13 protein-coding genes and 1 pseudogene are annotated in these 16,387 nt (G+C 35.5%); 12 read left to right on the forward strand and 2 right to left on the reverse strand.

The features are described from left to right. Positions 1–53: 53 nt before the first annotated feature. The 6 genes and pseudogenes from YWA_RS0111295 (at position 54) to YWA_RS0111315 (ending at position 3,664) form a co-directional block, all read left to right on the forward strand. Positions 54–836 (forward strand): MlaE family ABC transporter permease, encoded by a 783-nt coding sequence (locus YWA_RS0111295; RefSeq protein WP_026718763.1) that lies wholly within the window; start codon positions 54–56, stop codon positions 834–836. Further along, positions 833–1,615 carry an ABC transporter ATP-binding protein gene (locus YWA_RS15005; RefSeq protein WP_022828620.1) on the forward strand — a complete coding sequence of 261 codons (783 nt, stop codon included), beginning with the start codon at positions 833–835 and terminating at the stop codon, positions 1,613–1,615. Before YWA_RS0111295 ends, YWA_RS15005 begins: the two co-directional genes overlap by 4 nt. A gap of 2 nt (positions 1,616–1,617) precedes the next feature. Further along, a complete protein-coding gene (locus YWA_RS0111305; RefSeq protein ID WP_026718764.1) occupies positions 1,618–2,337 on the forward strand; it encodes an MlaD family protein in 720 nt (239 codons plus the stop codon). A 147-nt stretch (positions 2,338–2,484) separates the two neighbouring features. Continuing rightward, positions 2,485–2,649, forward strand: a complete 165-nt coding sequence (locus YWA_RS15685) for a hypothetical protein (protein WP_022828621.1) — start codon at positions 2,485–2,487, stop codon at positions 2,647–2,649. 134 nt (positions 2,650–2,783) lie between these two features. Further along, positions 2,784–2,924: pseudogene (locus tag YWA_RS15905) on the forward strand (type II toxin-antitoxin system YoeB family toxin); the annotation flags it as partial. A gap of 170 nt (positions 2,925–3,094) precedes the next feature. Continuing rightward, positions 3,095–3,664, forward strand: a complete 570-nt coding sequence (locus YWA_RS0111315) for a DUF6252 family protein (protein ID WP_022828622.1) — start codon at positions 3,095–3,097, stop codon at positions 3,662–3,664. Between the two features lie 191 nt (positions 3,665–3,855). Here the strand turns inward: YWA_RS0111315 and YWA_RS0111320 are convergent, their stop codons facing one another. Continuing rightward, positions 3,856–5,472, reverse strand: coding sequence for an ABC-F family ATP-binding cassette domain-containing protein (locus tag YWA_RS0111320; RefSeq protein ID WP_022828623.1), 1,617 nt, complete (start codon positions 5,470–5,472; stop codon positions 3,856–3,858). 319 nt (positions 5,473–5,791) lie between these two features. Here YWA_RS0111320 and YWA_RS0111325 point away from each other — a divergent pair, with 319 nt between their 5' ends. The 6 genes from YWA_RS0111325 (at position 5,792) to YWA_RS0111350 (ending at position 14,350) form a co-directional block, all read left to right on the forward strand. Then, positions 5,792–7,033, forward strand: a complete 1,242-nt coding sequence (locus YWA_RS0111325; RefSeq protein ID WP_022828624.1) for a TlpA family protein disulfide reductase — start codon at positions 5,792–5,794, stop codon at positions 7,031–7,033. A 105-nt stretch (positions 7,034–7,138) separates the two neighbouring features. Beyond that, complete coding sequence (locus YWA_RS0111330; protein WP_245557714.1) at positions 7,139–8,776, forward strand: OstA-like protein; 1,638 nt, start codon at positions 7,139–7,141, stop codon at positions 8,774–8,776. Between the two features lie 49 nt (positions 8,777–8,825). Further along, positions 8,826–10,022: an aspartate aminotransferase family protein gene (locus YWA_RS0111335; protein WP_022828626.1), complete on the forward strand. Its 1,197-nt coding sequence runs from the start codon at positions 8,826–8,828 to the stop codon at positions 10,020–10,022. Positions 10,023–10,111: 89 nt separating this feature from the next. Continuing rightward, complete coding sequence (locus tag YWA_RS0111340; RefSeq protein WP_022828627.1) at positions 10,112–11,521, forward strand: tetratricopeptide repeat protein; 1,410 nt, start codon at positions 10,112–10,114, stop codon at positions 11,519–11,521. Continuing rightward, complete coding sequence (locus YWA_RS0111345) at positions 11,508–12,257, forward strand: shikimate dehydrogenase family protein (RefSeq protein ID WP_022828628.1); 750 nt, start codon at positions 11,508–11,510, stop codon at positions 12,255–12,257. Before YWA_RS0111340 ends, YWA_RS0111345 begins: the two co-directional genes overlap by 14 nt. A 116-nt stretch (positions 12,258–12,373) precedes the next feature. Beyond that, positions 12,374–14,350 (forward strand): DUF349 domain-containing protein, encoded by a 1,977-nt coding sequence (locus tag YWA_RS0111350; RefSeq protein ID WP_022828629.1) that lies wholly within the window; start codon positions 12,374–12,376, stop codon positions 14,348–14,350. Between the two features lie 143 nt (positions 14,351–14,493). On the opposite strand, the gene YWA_RS0111355 is transcribed toward YWA_RS0111350, so the two are convergent. Further along, on the reverse strand, positions 14,494–16,314 hold the full coding sequence (locus YWA_RS0111355) for an MFS transporter (protein WP_022828630.1): 1,821 nt from the start codon (positions 16,312–16,314) through the stop codon (positions 14,494–14,496). Positions 16,315–16,387: the final 73 nt, after the last annotated feature.

A 16,387-nucleotide genomic window follows, 5' to 3' on the forward strand; every position in this document is an offset into this window, starting at 1 on the left:
TTATGAAAAAAACAATACCTATTCCTGAAAATGAAATGGAACCCATGCAAAAGATGCGTCCCAAAGAAATTTCAGTTAAGAAAAAAAACAAATTAGAAGTATTTCTTGCAGACGTAGGAAATGCAACGGGATTTGTACTGAAAGTATTTAAAAATATTTTCGGAAAAGACTTTGAATTCAATCAATTTCTAAAACAATGTTTCGCAATTGGAAACCAGTCTCTGGGATTAATTTCAGTTACGGGAATCATTATTGGATTGGTTTTAACCATTCAATCTCGACCTGTTTTAGTAAACTTTGGAGCCGTAAGTATGCTTCCAGGAATGGTGGCAATTTCTATTATTCGCGAAATGGGTCCTGTGATTACAGCTTTAATTTGTGCAGGAAAAATTGGCTCAAGCATGGGTGCTGAAATCGGTTCCATGCGAGTTACCGAACAAATTGATGCTATGGAAGTTTCTTCTACCAATCCAATCAAGTTTTTAATTGTACCACGTGTTTTAGCCGCTACTTTTATGTTGCCATTGCTGACGCTTTATGCCGACGCTTTGGGAATTTTAGGAAGTTGGATTGGCGCCAATATTAAAGGTGACGTGAGTTTTGTACTCTTTATTTCTCAGGCATTTAGCGGTGTTGAATTTTCCGATTTATTTCCAGCCGTAGTCAAAACCTTTTTCTTTGGAGCCGTAATTGGTTTCGTAGGTTGCTACAAAGGTTTTAATGCAGGAAGAGGAACAGAAAGTGTGGGAATTGCAGCCAATTCAGCTGTTGTAATGGCTTCTTTATTAGTAATCATCGTCGATTTAATTGCCGTACAAATAACTGATTTATTATGAATGCAACCGAAACAAATACCAACGAAGGCGTAGTCGTAATTCAAGATTTGACTAAAAGTTTTGACACGACCGAAGTTTTAAAAGGGATTACTCTTTCACTGAAAAAAGGCGAAAACTTAGTTGTTTTAGGGAAATCGGGAACCGGAAAGTCAGTTCTAATTAAGTGCATTGTCCGTCTACTAAAATCAGATTCGGGTTCTATAAAGGTACTTGGAAATGAAGTAACGGAATTAAATAATACCGACATGAATGAAGTGCGTCGAAAAATTGGATTTCTTTTTCAAGGTGGCGCATTATACGATTCAATGACAGTCCGTGAAAATCTTGAATTTCCGTTGAAAAGAATGTATAAAAATTTGACCAAAGCGGAAGTAGATGCAAAGGTAAAAGAAGCATTAGAAAACGTAGGACTCCCCGATTCTATTGATAAAATGCCATCCGAACTATCAGGTGGTATGAAAAAAAGAATCAGTTTAGCTCGAACCATTATCGTTGACCCTGAAATTATGCTTTACGATGAACCAACGACGGGTTTAGATCCCGTAAGTTCGCATGAAATTAGTTTGCTAATCAATGAAGTACAGCAGAAATATAAAACATCTTCCATCATCATTACCCACGATATCGAGTGTGCAAAAACCGTTGCTAATCGAATTATCATGTTGCAAGAAGGAAAAGTATACAAAGAAGGAGTTCTTTCAGATTTCGAAAACACGGATGACGAACTCGTAAACTCTTATTTTAAAAGTCAAAATATTACCAATACAAAAACAATATAACTATGGAACGTAAAAATTATAAAATCAGATTGGGTTTATTTGTCACGGCAGGAATCATCCTTTTTTTCCTTGCAATATTTGTAATTGGAAAACAAAAAAACTTGTTTGACCCTGTATTTGAAGTAAAAGCTAATTTTCAAAACGTGAGTGGACTGCAAGTTGGAAATGCAGTTCGATTTTCAGGAATTAATGTCGGAACGGTTGATCAAATTACCATTGTCAATGATTCAACAGTTGAGGTTACAATGTTGGTAAAAAAAGACGTCCAAAAATTCATAAAACAAGACAGCGAAGCAGGTATTGGTTCGGAAGGAATTATTGGCGATAAATTAGTAGTGTTATCACGCGGCGGAAGCAGTAATAAGATAGTGAAGGAAGGCCAACTAATAGCCTCATCAGAACCTGTAGAAACAGATGCAATTATGGAAAGCTTGCAAATAACGGCTGATAATGCGGCAATTGCAACGGGAGAAATCACAGAAATTCTTGCAAAAGTAAACGATGGAAAAGGTAGTTTAGGAAAACTCATCAACGACGACAGTATGGCTGACGCTCTGGATGCGACGATGACTAACTTAAAAACGAGTACCAAGAAACTCGACGAAAACATGGAAGCCGCCAAACATAATTTCTTACTTCGAGGCTATTTCAAGAAAAAGAAAAAAGCCGAGGAACGTAAAAAGAAAGAAGCGGAGAAGCAGGCAGCAAAAGATAAAAAGTAAATTGAGAAGCTTTTATTTCGAGAGAAATAGAAGCTTTTTTATTTAACACTCTTTTTTGTACTTTTGATTGTAACTCAAATAAAAAAAATGGACGCTGAAACAATTGATTCAAAAAATAAAGATTAGAAATCTTTGCTCAAATCATTATTGGAAGAACTGAAAGTTTGGTTTGAGATGGGAGAGTATAGTGCGAAAACTCTATTGACCGATAAGGAATACTTCGGTAAAATTGACAAATCTAAGGAACAAGCTAAAAATAGACATACAAAATCAATTTCAAAACAAGAGAAAAAAGGACTTTTGGGGTTATAAATTCTGCCATTTAGTTAACTCGATTAGCTATATTTGACATTGAAAAACATAAAAAATCTAGAGATAAAAAAACAATCTTAAAGATAAATAAACTTTTGAACGAGTAGCTAGAAAATCGTCAATCAGGAACTGTAAAACCTGAACAACTAAAAAACTACAAAATTTCAAAGTGGTCGAGAAGAGTTACAGACAAACACAGAGTAATTTACCGAATTGAAGAAAGTAAAACAAAAGTTTTAGTATTATCTCTTCGAGGACATTATCAGGATAAATAATTGGATAAAATGATTTTATGGGTAAACAAAAGTGGTTTCACTTATCTAAGAAGCTTCGAAATTAACTGTGTTCCTTTAAATTTTTAGTTTAAAAAGGCATATCATTAAAAGTACTTCTAATCGAAATAAAAAATATTAATAAGTTACATTCACTATTAAAATATAACGTTATGAAATATAGTATAATCTTATTTACGTTTTTTTTCTTTTTCAGCTGTTCAAGTAATAGCAACCAATTAACTAAAATCAATAATGATGGAACTGGTGGAGTTTCATGTAAAGTGGATGGTGAAATTTTAAGACCGAAAGTGTCAGGCCTAGGTCTCACAAGTAATTATTTTAAAATAGGTTTTAATGGCGATACGACTTATTTTGCTGTTGGCTTACTTAATATAAACGCTACAAATGAAAGATTTAGGTCGATAAAAGTCCAAGTGTATGATGTAGCATTTCAAAATCCTATCACTTTCGAAAAGCTTTCTCTTCAAGGAAATGTTTACCAACTTGGTGATTATGGAGACCCAAGTGATTACGGACAATTTAAAACTTTCGGAAAATATGAAGATAATGAAAAACTTTTTACTACCAGTGAAATTATTAACGGTGAAATCACTATTACTCATCACGACATAAAAAACTTTGTTATTTCGGGAACTTTCTGGTTTGATGCAATCAATGAAAATGGAGAAATCATCGAGATAAGAGAAGGACGATTTGATAAAATATTAAGTAGCTTTTAATAAAATTGAACTATATTGGGCGTGATGTTCCAGCTAACGCGAAGCTTTCATTTGTACCGATTAAAGAATTTAAGCATTAAAAAAAGCACGAGCGGAACACTCATGATAGCCATAAAATTATACGTGTACGAATAAACAAAAAAAAGGGTTTTACACAAGTAAAACCCTTTTTCTATATATAAAACTGATGATTAAGAATACATCGTCTTTCTCAATTCATGTACTTTTTCATCATCTAAATATTCATCAAACGTCATGTAACGGTCAATTGCACCTTGTGGCGTCAACTCTATAATACGAGTTCCCACAGTTTGTGCAAATTCGTGGTCATGTGTCGTTAATAAAATCGAACCTTTAAAGTTTTTCAATGAATTATTAAAAGCCGTAATCGACTCCAAGTCCAAGTGATTCGTAGGTTCGTCTAACATCAACACGTTCGCACGTTCCATCATCATTCGGGACAACATGCAACGTACTTTTTCTCCTCCTGATAAAACCCGACTCGTTTTCAACGCTTCTTCTCCAGAGAAAATCATTTTTCCCAAAAATCCACGGATAAAAACCTCGTCGCGTTCTTCTTCTGTTTTGGCATATTGACGCAACCAATCGACTAGTGTCAAATCATTTTCAAAAAACGAATGATTTTCAACCGGTAAATACGCTTGATTCGTAGTAATTCCCCAATCAACCGTTCCTGAATCTGCTTTTTGATGTCCGTTCAAAATTTCATAGAAAGCCGTTGTTGCACGTGAATCTTTTGAAAACACGACAATCTTATCTCCTTTTGCCATGTTCAAATCGACATTGGTAAACAACACGTCACCATCAACGGAAGCACTTAAATTTACCACATTCAAGATTTGGTCACCCGCTTCTCTATCTTGGTCAAAAATAATCGCAGGATAACGACGGCTTGACGGTTTGATTTCAGAAATATTTAATTTTGAAATCATTTTCTTACGGGAAGTCGCTTGTTTGGACTTCGCCACATTCGCAGAGAAACGTCGGATAAATTCTTCTAATTCCTGCTTTTTCTCTTCTGCTTTCTTATTTTGTTGAGCTCTCTGCTTCGCCGCTAACTGACTTGACTCGTACCAGAACGTATAGTTTCCTGAATAATGATTGATTTTACTAAAATCAATATCTGAAATATGTGTACAAACCGAATCTAAAAAGTGTCTGTCGTGCGAAACAACTATAACGGTATTTTCATAATTGGCAAGGAACGTTTCTAACCAAGCAATGGTTTCAAAATCCAAATCATTGGTCGGCTCATCCATAATCAGTAAATCCGGATTTCCAAAAAGCGCTTGTGCAAGAAGTACTCGAACTTTCATTTTTCCTTCAATATCACCCATCAATGAATAATGCATGTCTTCCGTAATCCCTAAACTTGAAAGTAAAGAAGCAGCATCAGACTCGGCATTCCAACCGTTCATTTCCTCAAACTGCACTTGCAATTCACCAATTCTATCCGCATTTGCATCTGTATAATCAAGGTACAAAGCGTCCATTTCCTTTTTAACAGCATACAAAACCTTGTTTCCCATCATCACCGTTTCAAGAACAGTATGTTCGTCAAACATGTTGTGGTTTTGGTTTAAAACCGACATCCTTTTGCCTGCTTCCAAATGAACGTGTCCTGCAGTTGGGTCCATATCTCCGGCAATAATCTTCAAAAACGTCGATTTTCCCGCACCATTGGCGCCAATAACACCATATATATTTCCGTGTGTAAAAGTGGTATTTACTTCATCAAACAAGATTCGCTTACCAAATTGAACGGATAAATTATTAACTGTTAACATTGAATGTATTTAAATTTTAAAAAGTCGGGCAAAAGTACAAAAAATATGTCTATAAGTTGGTTAAGAATCCTATGCTTTTGCGGTTTACAATCATTTAACGCTGCCTTAACAGTAAAATAGCACAGGACTAAATATTTTTGTTTCAACAATTTAAAAAAGTCGCATCATCAGAAATTTTTTATATTTACCCTTACTTGCTGCATTTTCTTTACTGTCTTGCAACCAAAGTTTTGACAACGACGACTACTCTGCCTATTTTGGAGGAAAAGTTGTCAATCCAAACAACCGCTACATTCTTTTTTGCAAAGATTCTAAAGTATTGGATACAATTGTTTTAAATCCAGACAATACTTTTTTTAAGAAATTCGACTCATTGACTCCTGGCTTGTACTCGTTCAAACACGAACCGGAATACCAATACGTTTATTTTGACAAAAACGACAGTTTAATGGTCCGAATCAATTCGCAAGATTTTGATGAATCGATTATATTCTGCGGTCGTGGAGATGAGAAAAACAACTTTTTAATGGAATTGTTTTTGAAAAACGAACACGACAAAAACGTGATGTTTAATGTATTTGACGAAGAAGTGGCGCAATTCACCACTAAAATTGATTCCTCTTACCAATCAAAAAAGAAATTTTACGACACTAAAAAGGAAAAGATTGAATGGAATAATGATTTTGACCAATATGCAAAAGGGATGTTGGATTTCTATCATTACTCAAAAAAGGAACTTTATCCAGTTGTACACAACATGCGAAGCGGCGAAAATATTGAAAAAAAGTTGCCTTCAAATTTTTACGACTACAGAAAAGACATTGATTTTAATCACAAAGAATTTACGAACTTCTCTCCTTTTGTCCGGTATTTGTCCAATATGATGAATAATTTGAGTGCCAATGAAAAATGGTCAGATCGTTCTCCAGTGGATAGAGCGTTTTTAACCAATAGTAAAAAGCTACAAATAGCTGATTCTATTTTTAAAAACGAAAAAATAAAGAATACAATCTTGGATAATATTGCATTCACTTACTTACTAGAAGACCAAAATATTATCAACAACAAGAAGTTTTTAGAACAATATCATTCGTTATCTACCGATAAAAATCAGCACAATGAAATCAAGAAAATTGGAGATGCGATTCAATCTTTAAAAGAGAACAATCCGTTGCCCAATGCGAATCTAGTTACTTTAAGCAACAAGGTGGTTTCTATAAAATCGCAAATTAATAAAAAGACAGTGATTTTCTTTTGGACTAAAAATCTAGAATCTCATTTTGTTGCCGCTCATAAACGAGTTTTGGATTTACAAAAAAGACATCCCGACTACGACTTCATCAGTGTTTGTGTGGACGATAACCAAGCAAAATGGCAATCATTACTTAAAAACTACAAATTCGACGGCATCAGAGAATACCGCGTTCAAAATTTTGAAGATGTCAAAAATAATTGGGTTGTGAATAAAATTCACCGCACCATGATTATTAACGCAGATGGAACCATCAAGAATGCTTTTGTCAGTTTGTTTGACGTGAAGTTTGAAACCAACTTAAAATAACAACAGCTAAAAAGCATTTTGAAATTCAAGATGCTTTTTTTATGAACATTCGCCGCTTATAAATATTTCTTAATAACGCGATAACTGATGGCATTTTGCTTAAATTTGACCAAATTTATTGAATTGAAAAGCCTTTTATATCTATCCTTATTACTATTCAGCAGTTTGCTTTTGGCACAAAAACCAAAAGATATAATCATTGAATATTCTGAATTTGCCGACCGAAATGAAACTGAAATTCCAGGTGCAGCCTTGCTAACAGGAAATGTCAGAATTAGTCACGACGGTGTAATTATAACTTGTAATAAAGCCTATTATTTTCAAAAGGAAAATTACGCAAAACTGTTTGGCGATGTCCAAATGGTGCAAGGCGACACTTTGTTTCTAAACAGCAAATATGCCGAATACAGCGGAAATGAAAAGAAAGCGTATGCCACAGGCAATCCTGTTATGCGTTCGCCTGACATGACTTTGACAACCGATACGATTAATTTTGATAGAAATTCGCAACAAGCCTTTTACAATAGTTTTGGTCGGATTGTGAATAAAGAAAATACATTGACAAGTAATGCAGGTCGCTATTATGCTACTGAAAAAAAGTTTCAATTTCTTTCGACCGTTACGATTACCAATCCAAAATACACGATTAAATCCAATCACGTCGATTATTACAACAATTCGGGACATGCTTATCTGTTTGGACCTTCGACGATAACGAGTGAGAAAAATTTTATTTATACCGAGAAAGGTTTTTACGACAGTAAGAAAAACGTGGGACATTTTCTACGGAAATCGTACATCCGTTACGACGACCGACTCATTGAAGGCGATAGTATTTTTTACGATAGAACCAAGGAATTTGCATCGGCGACGCGAAATGTAAAAATTACCGATACCGTCAATAAAGGAATTGTAAAAGGACATTACGGCGAAGTGTATAAATTGAAAGATTCGTTGATGATGACCGGTCGAGCGGTTGCTATAAATTTAGTTGAAAACGATTCGGTTTACATTCATGGCAAAAAATTAATGGTTACCGGAAAGAAGGGAAACCAAATTATTCGTGCGTTCAATAATGCTCGGTTCTACAAATCGGATATCAGCGGAAAATGCGATTCCATTCACTCGAGTACTAAAAAAGCATTGACCCAATTAATTGGAAGACCCGTGGTTTGGAATGGTGAAAATCAATTGACAGGTGATGTAATTCATCTGATTGGTGAAAATAAAACACAAAAAATCGATTCGTTAAAAGTGATTAATAACGCGTTTATGATTTCGCGAGATTCTTTGGGAACCGGCTACAATCAAGCAAAAGGTTTGAATATGTACGGAAAATTTAAGGACAATAAACTCGATTATATTGATTTAGTCAAAAACACGGAAGCGATTTATTACGTGTACGACGATTTGACTTTAACCGGAATTGAGAAAAAAATCAGCAGCAGCATCAACATTACTTTTGTTGAAAACAAAATAGATGTATTGACTTCCTATAAAAATGTAGAAAGTTTAATGTATCCTGAAAAAGATTTGCCTGAAAACGCTCGGAAATTAAGAGGTTTCAATTGGCGAGGCGACGAAATTATCAAATCGAAAGAAGATATTTTCCCACCTGAAGAAGAGGAATTCGATAAGAAAATGCAAAAAGAAGCTGCAATAGAAGCAGCTCAAGAAAATACGCCGATGAAAATCAGGAAGGAAACGCTGAATTACGATAAGAAAAAAGGCGTTAAGAAGTAACTGCTTTTTGACCATGTTCGAGTGTACCATTTCTTTTTAGTTCTGAAAAATGAAAGACGATTTTTTAAAATACCAAGCACAAACTTCTCCCTATCCATTAGGAATGGAAGTTTCTCACGCAAAAGGAAGTTATATTTACGACACCAATGGCAAAAGTTATTTAGACTTTGTCGCCGGAGTTTCCGCATGTACTTTGGGGCACCAAAATCAACGCGTGAATGATGCGATAAAAGCACAATTAGATAAATATTCACACGTGATGGTTTACGGCGAATATGCCCAACAACCCTCTGTTGATTTTTGCAAATTGTTAGTGCAACATTTACCAGAAAAATTAAACCAAGTCTATTTAGTAAACTCGGGAACCGAAGCTACAGAAGGTGCTTTGAAATTAGCACGACGAATTACCGGACGTTCTCAATTGATTTCGTGTCACAATGCGTACCACGGAAACACGATGGGTTCGATGAGTGTGATGGGATTTGAAGAACGAAAACAAGCATTCCGACCTTTGATTCCTGATGTAGATTTTATCACGTTCAACAACGAAGCGGATTTAGAAAAAATTACGACTAAAACTGCCGGAATTATTCTTGAAAGCATACAAGGTGGCGCTGGATTTATCCAACCTGAACATAATTTTCTAATCAAAGTCAGAAAACGCTGCGAAGAAATGGGTGCGATGTTGATTATTGACGAAATACAACCTGGTTTTGGTCGAACGGGAAAACTATTTGGTTTTGAAAATTACGGAATTGTTCCCGACATCATTATTATCGGAAAAGGAATGGGTGGCGGAATGCCGGTTGGTGGTTTCGTAGCTTCAAGAGAACGCATGGAATTACTCACAAACCCAAAATTAGGACATATCACCACTTTTGGCGGACATCCTGTCATAGCAGCCGCTTGCCTTGCAACACTGCAAGAAGTCACGGAAACCAGCTTGATTTCGGACACTTTAGAGAAAGAAAAACTGTTTCGGTCGCTCTTGGTACATCCTTTGATTAAAGAGATTCGAGGTATTGGATTGATGTTGGCTCCCATGACCGAAAGTGCGGAAATTACTAACGAAGTCATTTTGAAATGCCAAGACAAAGGCCTGATATTATTTTGGCTCCTTTTCGAACCTTGTGCCATCAGAATTACACCACCATTAACCATCTCCGAAAATGAAATCAGAGAAGGTTGCCAAATTATAATTGAGGTACTCGACGAAGTAGCTCAAAAAATTGCTTCAAATTGTTAACTAAATTGTTCACAATATTAAAGAAGGAAAAAGGTTTACGATAAAGAATGCCTTATCTTTAATTGAAGCTAATCATAAAAGAGAAAAATATGTATTTAAGCGAAGAAGATGACGATGATTATAATTTATCCCTTTCGAAATTTGAGTCGATGTTGAAAACCAACAAAGTGCTCTTTTTTGATTCGGAGGAATTTGAGGAAATCATATTGCACTACTTGGATATTGGCAAAGTTAATTTAGCTAAAAAAGCATTAAAATTAGCACTTGACCAACATCCGAACTCTAGTGGTTTAAAGCTTGTTCAAGTTGAAATGTATATTTACGACGAAAAACTGGACTTAGCCGAAAAACTACTCAACGAGTTATATAACATTGAACCTACAAACGAGGAAATTTACATTCAACGCGCTACGATTTTTTCAAAAAGAAATCAGCACGATGAAGCGGTTGCTTGTTTGAAAACAGCATTAGAATATACCGATGATTTAGCAGATGTCTATAATTTACTAGGCATGGAATTCTTATTCATGGACGAATTAGAATCTGCAAAAGAAAACTTTATAAAGTGTTTAGAAGAAGATTACGAAGACCAAGCGGCTTTGTATAATGTGGTTTATTGTTTTGAATTTTTAGACCAAAATGAAGAAGCAATTGTCTATTTAAACAATTATATTGATGAAAATCCGTACAGTGAAATCGCTTGGCACCAAGCCGGTCGATTAAATTATGGGTTGAAAAAATATGAAGAAGCCTTACGAGCTTTTGATTACGCCACTTTAATTGACGATGAATTTCTAGGCGCTTTCATGGAAAAAGCCAAGACTTTAGAGAAATTAAAAAGATTCGAAGAAGCAATCGTAGCGTATAACCGGACCATCGAATTGGACGACCCAACGAGTTATGCTTTTTTACGCATTGGAAAGTGCCACGAACGATTGGGAAATAAAAAAGAGGCGATTGAATTCTACAACAAAACAGTACATGAAGACCCATTGTTAGACAAAGGTTGGATTGCGATTACTGATTTTTACTTGCGTCAAAAGAATTTCCAAAAAGCCTTATATTTCTTAAACAAAGCGTTGAGTATTGACAACCAAAACAAACGGTATTGGAAGCGATACGGTTCTATAAACAAGGAAATGCAGTTCTACGAAGAAGCCGAATTAGGGTATAGAAAAGCAGTCGAATATGGCGATACCGAATTAGACACTTGGTTGTTTTGGGTCGACACGTTGCAATTTATGGGAGAATTTGAAACTGCTATTAAAACACTTTTGCAGTCGACAGAATTTTTTCCGGAATCCTTCGAAATTGAATACCGTTTAGCAGGATTATACTTCATGTTAGGTGAAGACAAAAAAGGGAAATTTCACATCAGTAACGCGTTGCGATTGAATGGAAAAAACTATTTATTACTTAAAGAATTATTTCCAGTCGCGTGGAATCGACGAATGGTTCAAAACATCATCAAAAAGCATTTAGAAAGTGGCAAATTCTAATATAGAAAAATACGGCTTGGTAGGAAAAAACATCAGTTATTCTTTTTCAAGACAGTATTTTACGGATAAATTTGAGAAAGAAAACTTACCGAATTTTTCGTACGAAAATTTTGACCTTCAAGACATTAATGAGTTGCAATCCGTTGTGGCAGAAACGCTGTATTTGAAAGGGTTAAACGTAACCATTCCTTATAAACAAGCGGTGTTTCCTTTTTTGGATAAAATTGACAAAAAAGCACTTGCAATTGGAGCGGTAAACACGATTAAAATTTCAAAAAAACACAAATTAAAAGGCTACAACACCGATTATTACGGTTTTAAAAAATCGATTAAACCGTATTTAAAAACGCACCACAAGAAAGCATTAATTCTTGGAACAGGTGGCGCTTCAAAAGCCGTTGCTTATGCGTTGCATCAATTGGAAATTGAATATAAATCGGTTTCAAGAAATCCGACGGAAGAACAATTCAGTTACGAAGATTTGGATGAAAAAATCTTTGAAGAATTTCACATTATCATCAATTGTACACCTTTGGGGACATTTCCTACTGTTGAAGAATTCCCACCACTTCCCTACTCGTTTTTTACAGAAAATCATTTGGCATTCGACTTAATTTATAATCCTGCGGAAACTTCATTCCTCAGACAGGCAAAAGCATTCAATGCAGAAACGGTAAATGGGTACAAAATGTTGGTTTTCCAAGCTGAAAAAGCATGGGAAATTTGGCATAAATAATACTGCTAACTATTAGGCGTCTAAATTAACGAAATTTAACAGTTTTACTTTGAATTTAGGTTTGCCTTTAGTACCTTTCGCATTCAATTTTTTACAAACCCTAACCATTTCATAAAATGTTAGACGAGACGAATGATAACCTGCCAAAAGCAGATGGAACACTAGAGCCTACGGCAATGCAAACGCCTGAAAATGGAACTGAAGAAAACGTAATTGAGTTAACTCCTGAAGAAGTTCAAGACGATACATTACTTACTGAAGAACCGTTGCCACAAAAAGCGACAAGCGAAATTTCTGCTGAAACAGAAGATGTTGAAGAAACGCAAAGCGACGTAGATGACGAAGTGGAAACCCATGAAATTCCAACTAAAAATTACGAAAATTTATCGATGGATGAATTAGTAATTGAAATGGAACATCTTTTGGAACTCGACCAAATTAACAAGATTAAAACCCAAATTGAAGATATTAAAAAGGAGTTTCTTTCTCAATACCACCATTTACTTGACGAAAAAAGAGAAGAGTTTTTAGAGCAAAATCCTGAAACGACCGAACAATTTGAATATCATTTGCCTGCTAAAGCAAAATTTGACCAAGTTTACGGTCAATATAGAGATAAGAAAAACACGCATTTCAAGAAATTACAAAACGATTTACAAGGCAATTTAGACAAACGTGTTGAGATTGTTGAAGCGATGCGAAATCTAATCAATCCTGCAGAAAGCATGCAGGATACGTTGAAACATTTTAACGAATTGAGAGACCGATGGAAAAACATTGGACCCATTCCGAAAGACAAATACAACCACGTTTGGAACAATTACCATTTTCACGTAGAGAATTTTTACGACTATTTACATTTAGACCGTGAAGCGCGTGACTTGGAATTCAAACACAATTTAGAATTAAAACAAAAATTAGTAGAACGTGCCGAAGCTTTAGAACACGAACCGGATACCAACACTGCTTTTAGAGCTTTGCAAGGTTTACACCGCATGTGGAAAGAAGAAGTTGGACCTGTTGGAAAAGACCATCGGGAGGAAATCTGGGAAAAATTCTCGATTGCCACCAAAAAGATTCACGACAGAAAAGACGCTTTAAACGATGAAATAAAGCAACGAGAAGTTACTAATTTAGAAATAAAGAAAGCCATTGTTGCAAAAATTGAAGAGCTTGCAACCACGAAAGTCGATTCGCATGCACTTTGGCTTAAACAAGCAGATCTTGTGGAAACGTTGCGAAATGATTTCTTCAACGCGGGGAAAGTACCGGCAGAATCGAACGAAGAAACTTGGAGTACGTTTAAAAATGCGGTTCGTTCTTTTAACATTCTGAAGAATTCGTTCTACAAGGATATGAAGAAAGACCAACATGAAAATTTGGTTAAGAAAACAGCTTTATTACAAAAAGCAATTGAGTTGAAAGAAAGTACGGATTTTGCGACTACAACACCAATCATGATGAAAATTCAGGATGAGTGGAAAACAATAGGTCATGTTCCGAGAAAAAATTCTGATGCAATTTGGAAAGAATTTAGAGGAGCTTGCAACGCTTACTTTGAAAATCTGAAAGCACAACGAAGTGAAGTGAACGAGGAAGAAGAGCAGAATTTTGCAAAAAAACAAGAACTTCTTGAAGCGGTGAAAGCAGTTGTACTTGTTGGCGAACACAAAGCAGATTTAGACACGATTAAAACACATATCGACGCCTGGAAATCTGTTGGTCATGTACCAAGAAATAAACGCCACATCGACGGGAAATTTAATAAAGTTTTAGACGGATTGTTTGAACAATTGAACGTAAGTAAGAAAGATTCTGAGATGATGCGTTTTGCAAATCGAGTAGAACATTTGGCTACAGAAGATGGTGGACGAAAACTTGAAAACGAAAAGATTTTCATCATGCGAAAAATTGATGAAATCAAACATGAAATTTTCCAGTTGGAAAACAATATTCAGTTCTTTTCTAGTGCTAAAAATGCAAAGAAAGAAAATCCAATCGTAGTGGAAGTTCGAAAAAATATCGAACGTCACAGAGAAAGTATGGATGTTTGGAAAGATAAGTTAAAGCAATTGAGAGAAATTGCCAAATAATAATTAATGGATTTAATTAGTGATAAAGCCTTTGAAACGAACGTTTTGAAGGCTATTTTTTTTAAAAAAACTTGCACACAAAAAAGGCATGTATCAGTACATGCCTTTTATAATTTAACTATTTTAAAGTTTTAATGACTTGCTTATACTTCCAAAACATCAACATCAATACCTTGTTTTTGTAAAATGCGTTTTACTATAAAGCCGTAGAATGCCAAATACACAAAGCACAATACAGGAATAAAATACGATTCGTGAATTCCGATAATATCCGATATCTTACCTTGTAAGGGCGGAATAATTCCTCCACCTAGAATCATCATCACTAAAAATGCCGATCCTTGTGAAGTGTATTTTCCAAGACCTGTAATCGCAAGCGAAAAAATCGCCGGCCACATAATGCTGCAAGCTAATCCACCACTTAAAAATGCATAGATGGCAACCGTTCCCGTAGAGAATAAACCAATAACCATTGCCGTTACACCAAATAGCCCAAACAACATTAACGTTCGAGCTGGCTTGTCTTTACTAATAAAAAAAGCAATAATTTGTAAAATCACACAAAATACGTAGTAGTAAAGCGGGGTCATGTCTTGTTGCGCAATTGTATTGACTCCTATAATCACTGAAAATGCGATTAGCGGTACAATGATCAACGCCAAATGTCGTTTACTCGTACTCAAGTTAAAAACGCTAATAGCACCAGCCCAACGACCAATCATCAAACTTCCCCAATACATCGAAATGTAAGGTGCGATTTCTGATGAACTGAAACTTCCGAATTCCGGCAACTTCAATAATTCACCTAAATTACTTCCAACTGCAACTTCAACACCAACATAGGTAAAAATGGCTAACATTCCCAAAACCAATTGAGGATAACGCATCGCACCCCAACCGTCACTGTTTTTCTTGGCTCGTACGTTTGCAAATAAAAGACCGCCTACAATTACGAGCAAAGCGCCAGAAAGCCAATACATTCTGTATTGTTCTAATGGATGTTTAATGGAATTGATCTCCTCTATTTGTGGCGCAACTGATTTTTCTAAAAGAGCAATTTTTTGATTCAAAATCATTGAATGTGCGTCTAAACCTTCTCCAGCATTAGTTCGTTCCAATTGAACTACTTCATGCTTCAATTCCCTAATTTCCGTTGTTGTCGGCGAAATAGCACTTTCCAGTTCAACAATTTTAATCGCTTCAGGAGAATTGTAACTGTTGAAAACAGGAGAAAACGCCACGGCTAATAAACCGGTCATTATTAGTAAGGTAGTCAATGCTTTGTTCGCCTTTTCCACAGGTTCGTTTGAAATTCCAGTGGGCAGTTTCTTTGAGAAAAAGAACACACTTGCTGCAATTAAAAATAAAATCCCAACACCTATGTAAAGAAGTGTGACTTTATCTAACCCCAGATTTTTAATTTGGTCGTCACTTACGGCAGCGGCTGTTCCAAAAAGAGCAAAACCAACTATAATAGGTCCAATCGTTGTTCCAAAAGAATTTATTCCACCTGCTAAATTTTGACGAGAAGCACCCGTTTTCGGATCACCTAAGATTACTGCAAATGGATTGGCAGCCGTTTGCTGCAATGAAAAACCCAAAGCTACTATAAATAGTCCGACCAACATTCCGGTATAAACGTTTGCTTGAACTGCTGCAATCATAGCACCAGCACCCAAAGCCGAAAACAACAAACCATAAACAATACTGCGTTTATACCCCCATTTTGCAACCAAATCCTTTCCATTTAAGGCTCCAAAAGCAAAAAGCAAAAGTGCTCCTAAATAATAAGCCGTATAAAATGCAAAATCAATTAACTGCGACTGAAACTGGTCTAATGAAAAATAACTTTTACAAAACGGAATGAAAATACTATTTCCCGCCGCGATAAATCCCCAAAAGAAAAAAACGGTGATTAACGTGTAAAGCGCTGGATAATTCGTTTTAGTTTGTGCTGTATTCATAAAAAAGTTGAAATAATTAAGGCATGAAAAATTGGTACACTAAAAATAAAATTGAAATTTACGACCAAACTTC

This window comes from Flavobacterium antarcticum DSM 19726, from assembly GCF_000419685.1.
In the GTDB taxonomy this organism is placed as follows: Bacteria; Bacteroidota; Bacteroidia; order Flavobacteriales; family Flavobacteriaceae; genus Flavobacterium; species Flavobacterium antarcticum.

Coding starts and splice junctions, on each gene's coding strand:
- YWA_RS0111295 (WP_026718763.1), top strand. CDS start 54: ATGCGTCCCAAAGAAATTTCAGTTAAGAAAAAAAACAAATTAGAAGTA.
- YWA_RS15005 (WP_022828620.1), top strand. CDS start 833: ATGAATGCAACCGAAACAAATACCAACGAAGGCGTAGTCGTAATTCAA.
- YWA_RS0111305 (WP_026718764.1), top strand. CDS start 1,618: ATGGAACGTAAAAATTATAAAATCAGATTGGGTTTATTTGTCACGGCA.
- YWA_RS0111315 (WP_022828622.1), top strand. CDS start 3,095: ATGAAATATAGTATAATCTTATTTACGTTTTTTTTCTTTTTCAGCTGT.
- YWA_RS0111320 (WP_022828623.1), bottom strand. CDS start 5,472: ATGTTAACAGTTAATAATTTATCCGTTCAATTTGGTAAGCGAATCTTG.
- YWA_RS0111335 (WP_022828626.1), top strand. CDS start 8,826: ATGAAAGACGATTTTTTAAAATACCAAGCACAAACTTCTCCCTATCCA.
- YWA_RS0111340 (WP_022828627.1), top strand. CDS start 10,112: ATGTATTTAAGCGAAGAAGATGACGATGATTATAATTTATCCCTTTCG.
- YWA_RS0111350 (WP_022828629.1), top strand. CDS start 12,374: ATGTTAGACGAGACGAATGATAACCTGCCAAAAGCAGATGGAACACTA.
- YWA_RS0111355 (WP_022828630.1), bottom strand. CDS start 16,314: ATGAATACAGCACAAACTAAAACGAATTATCCAGCGCTTTACACGTTA.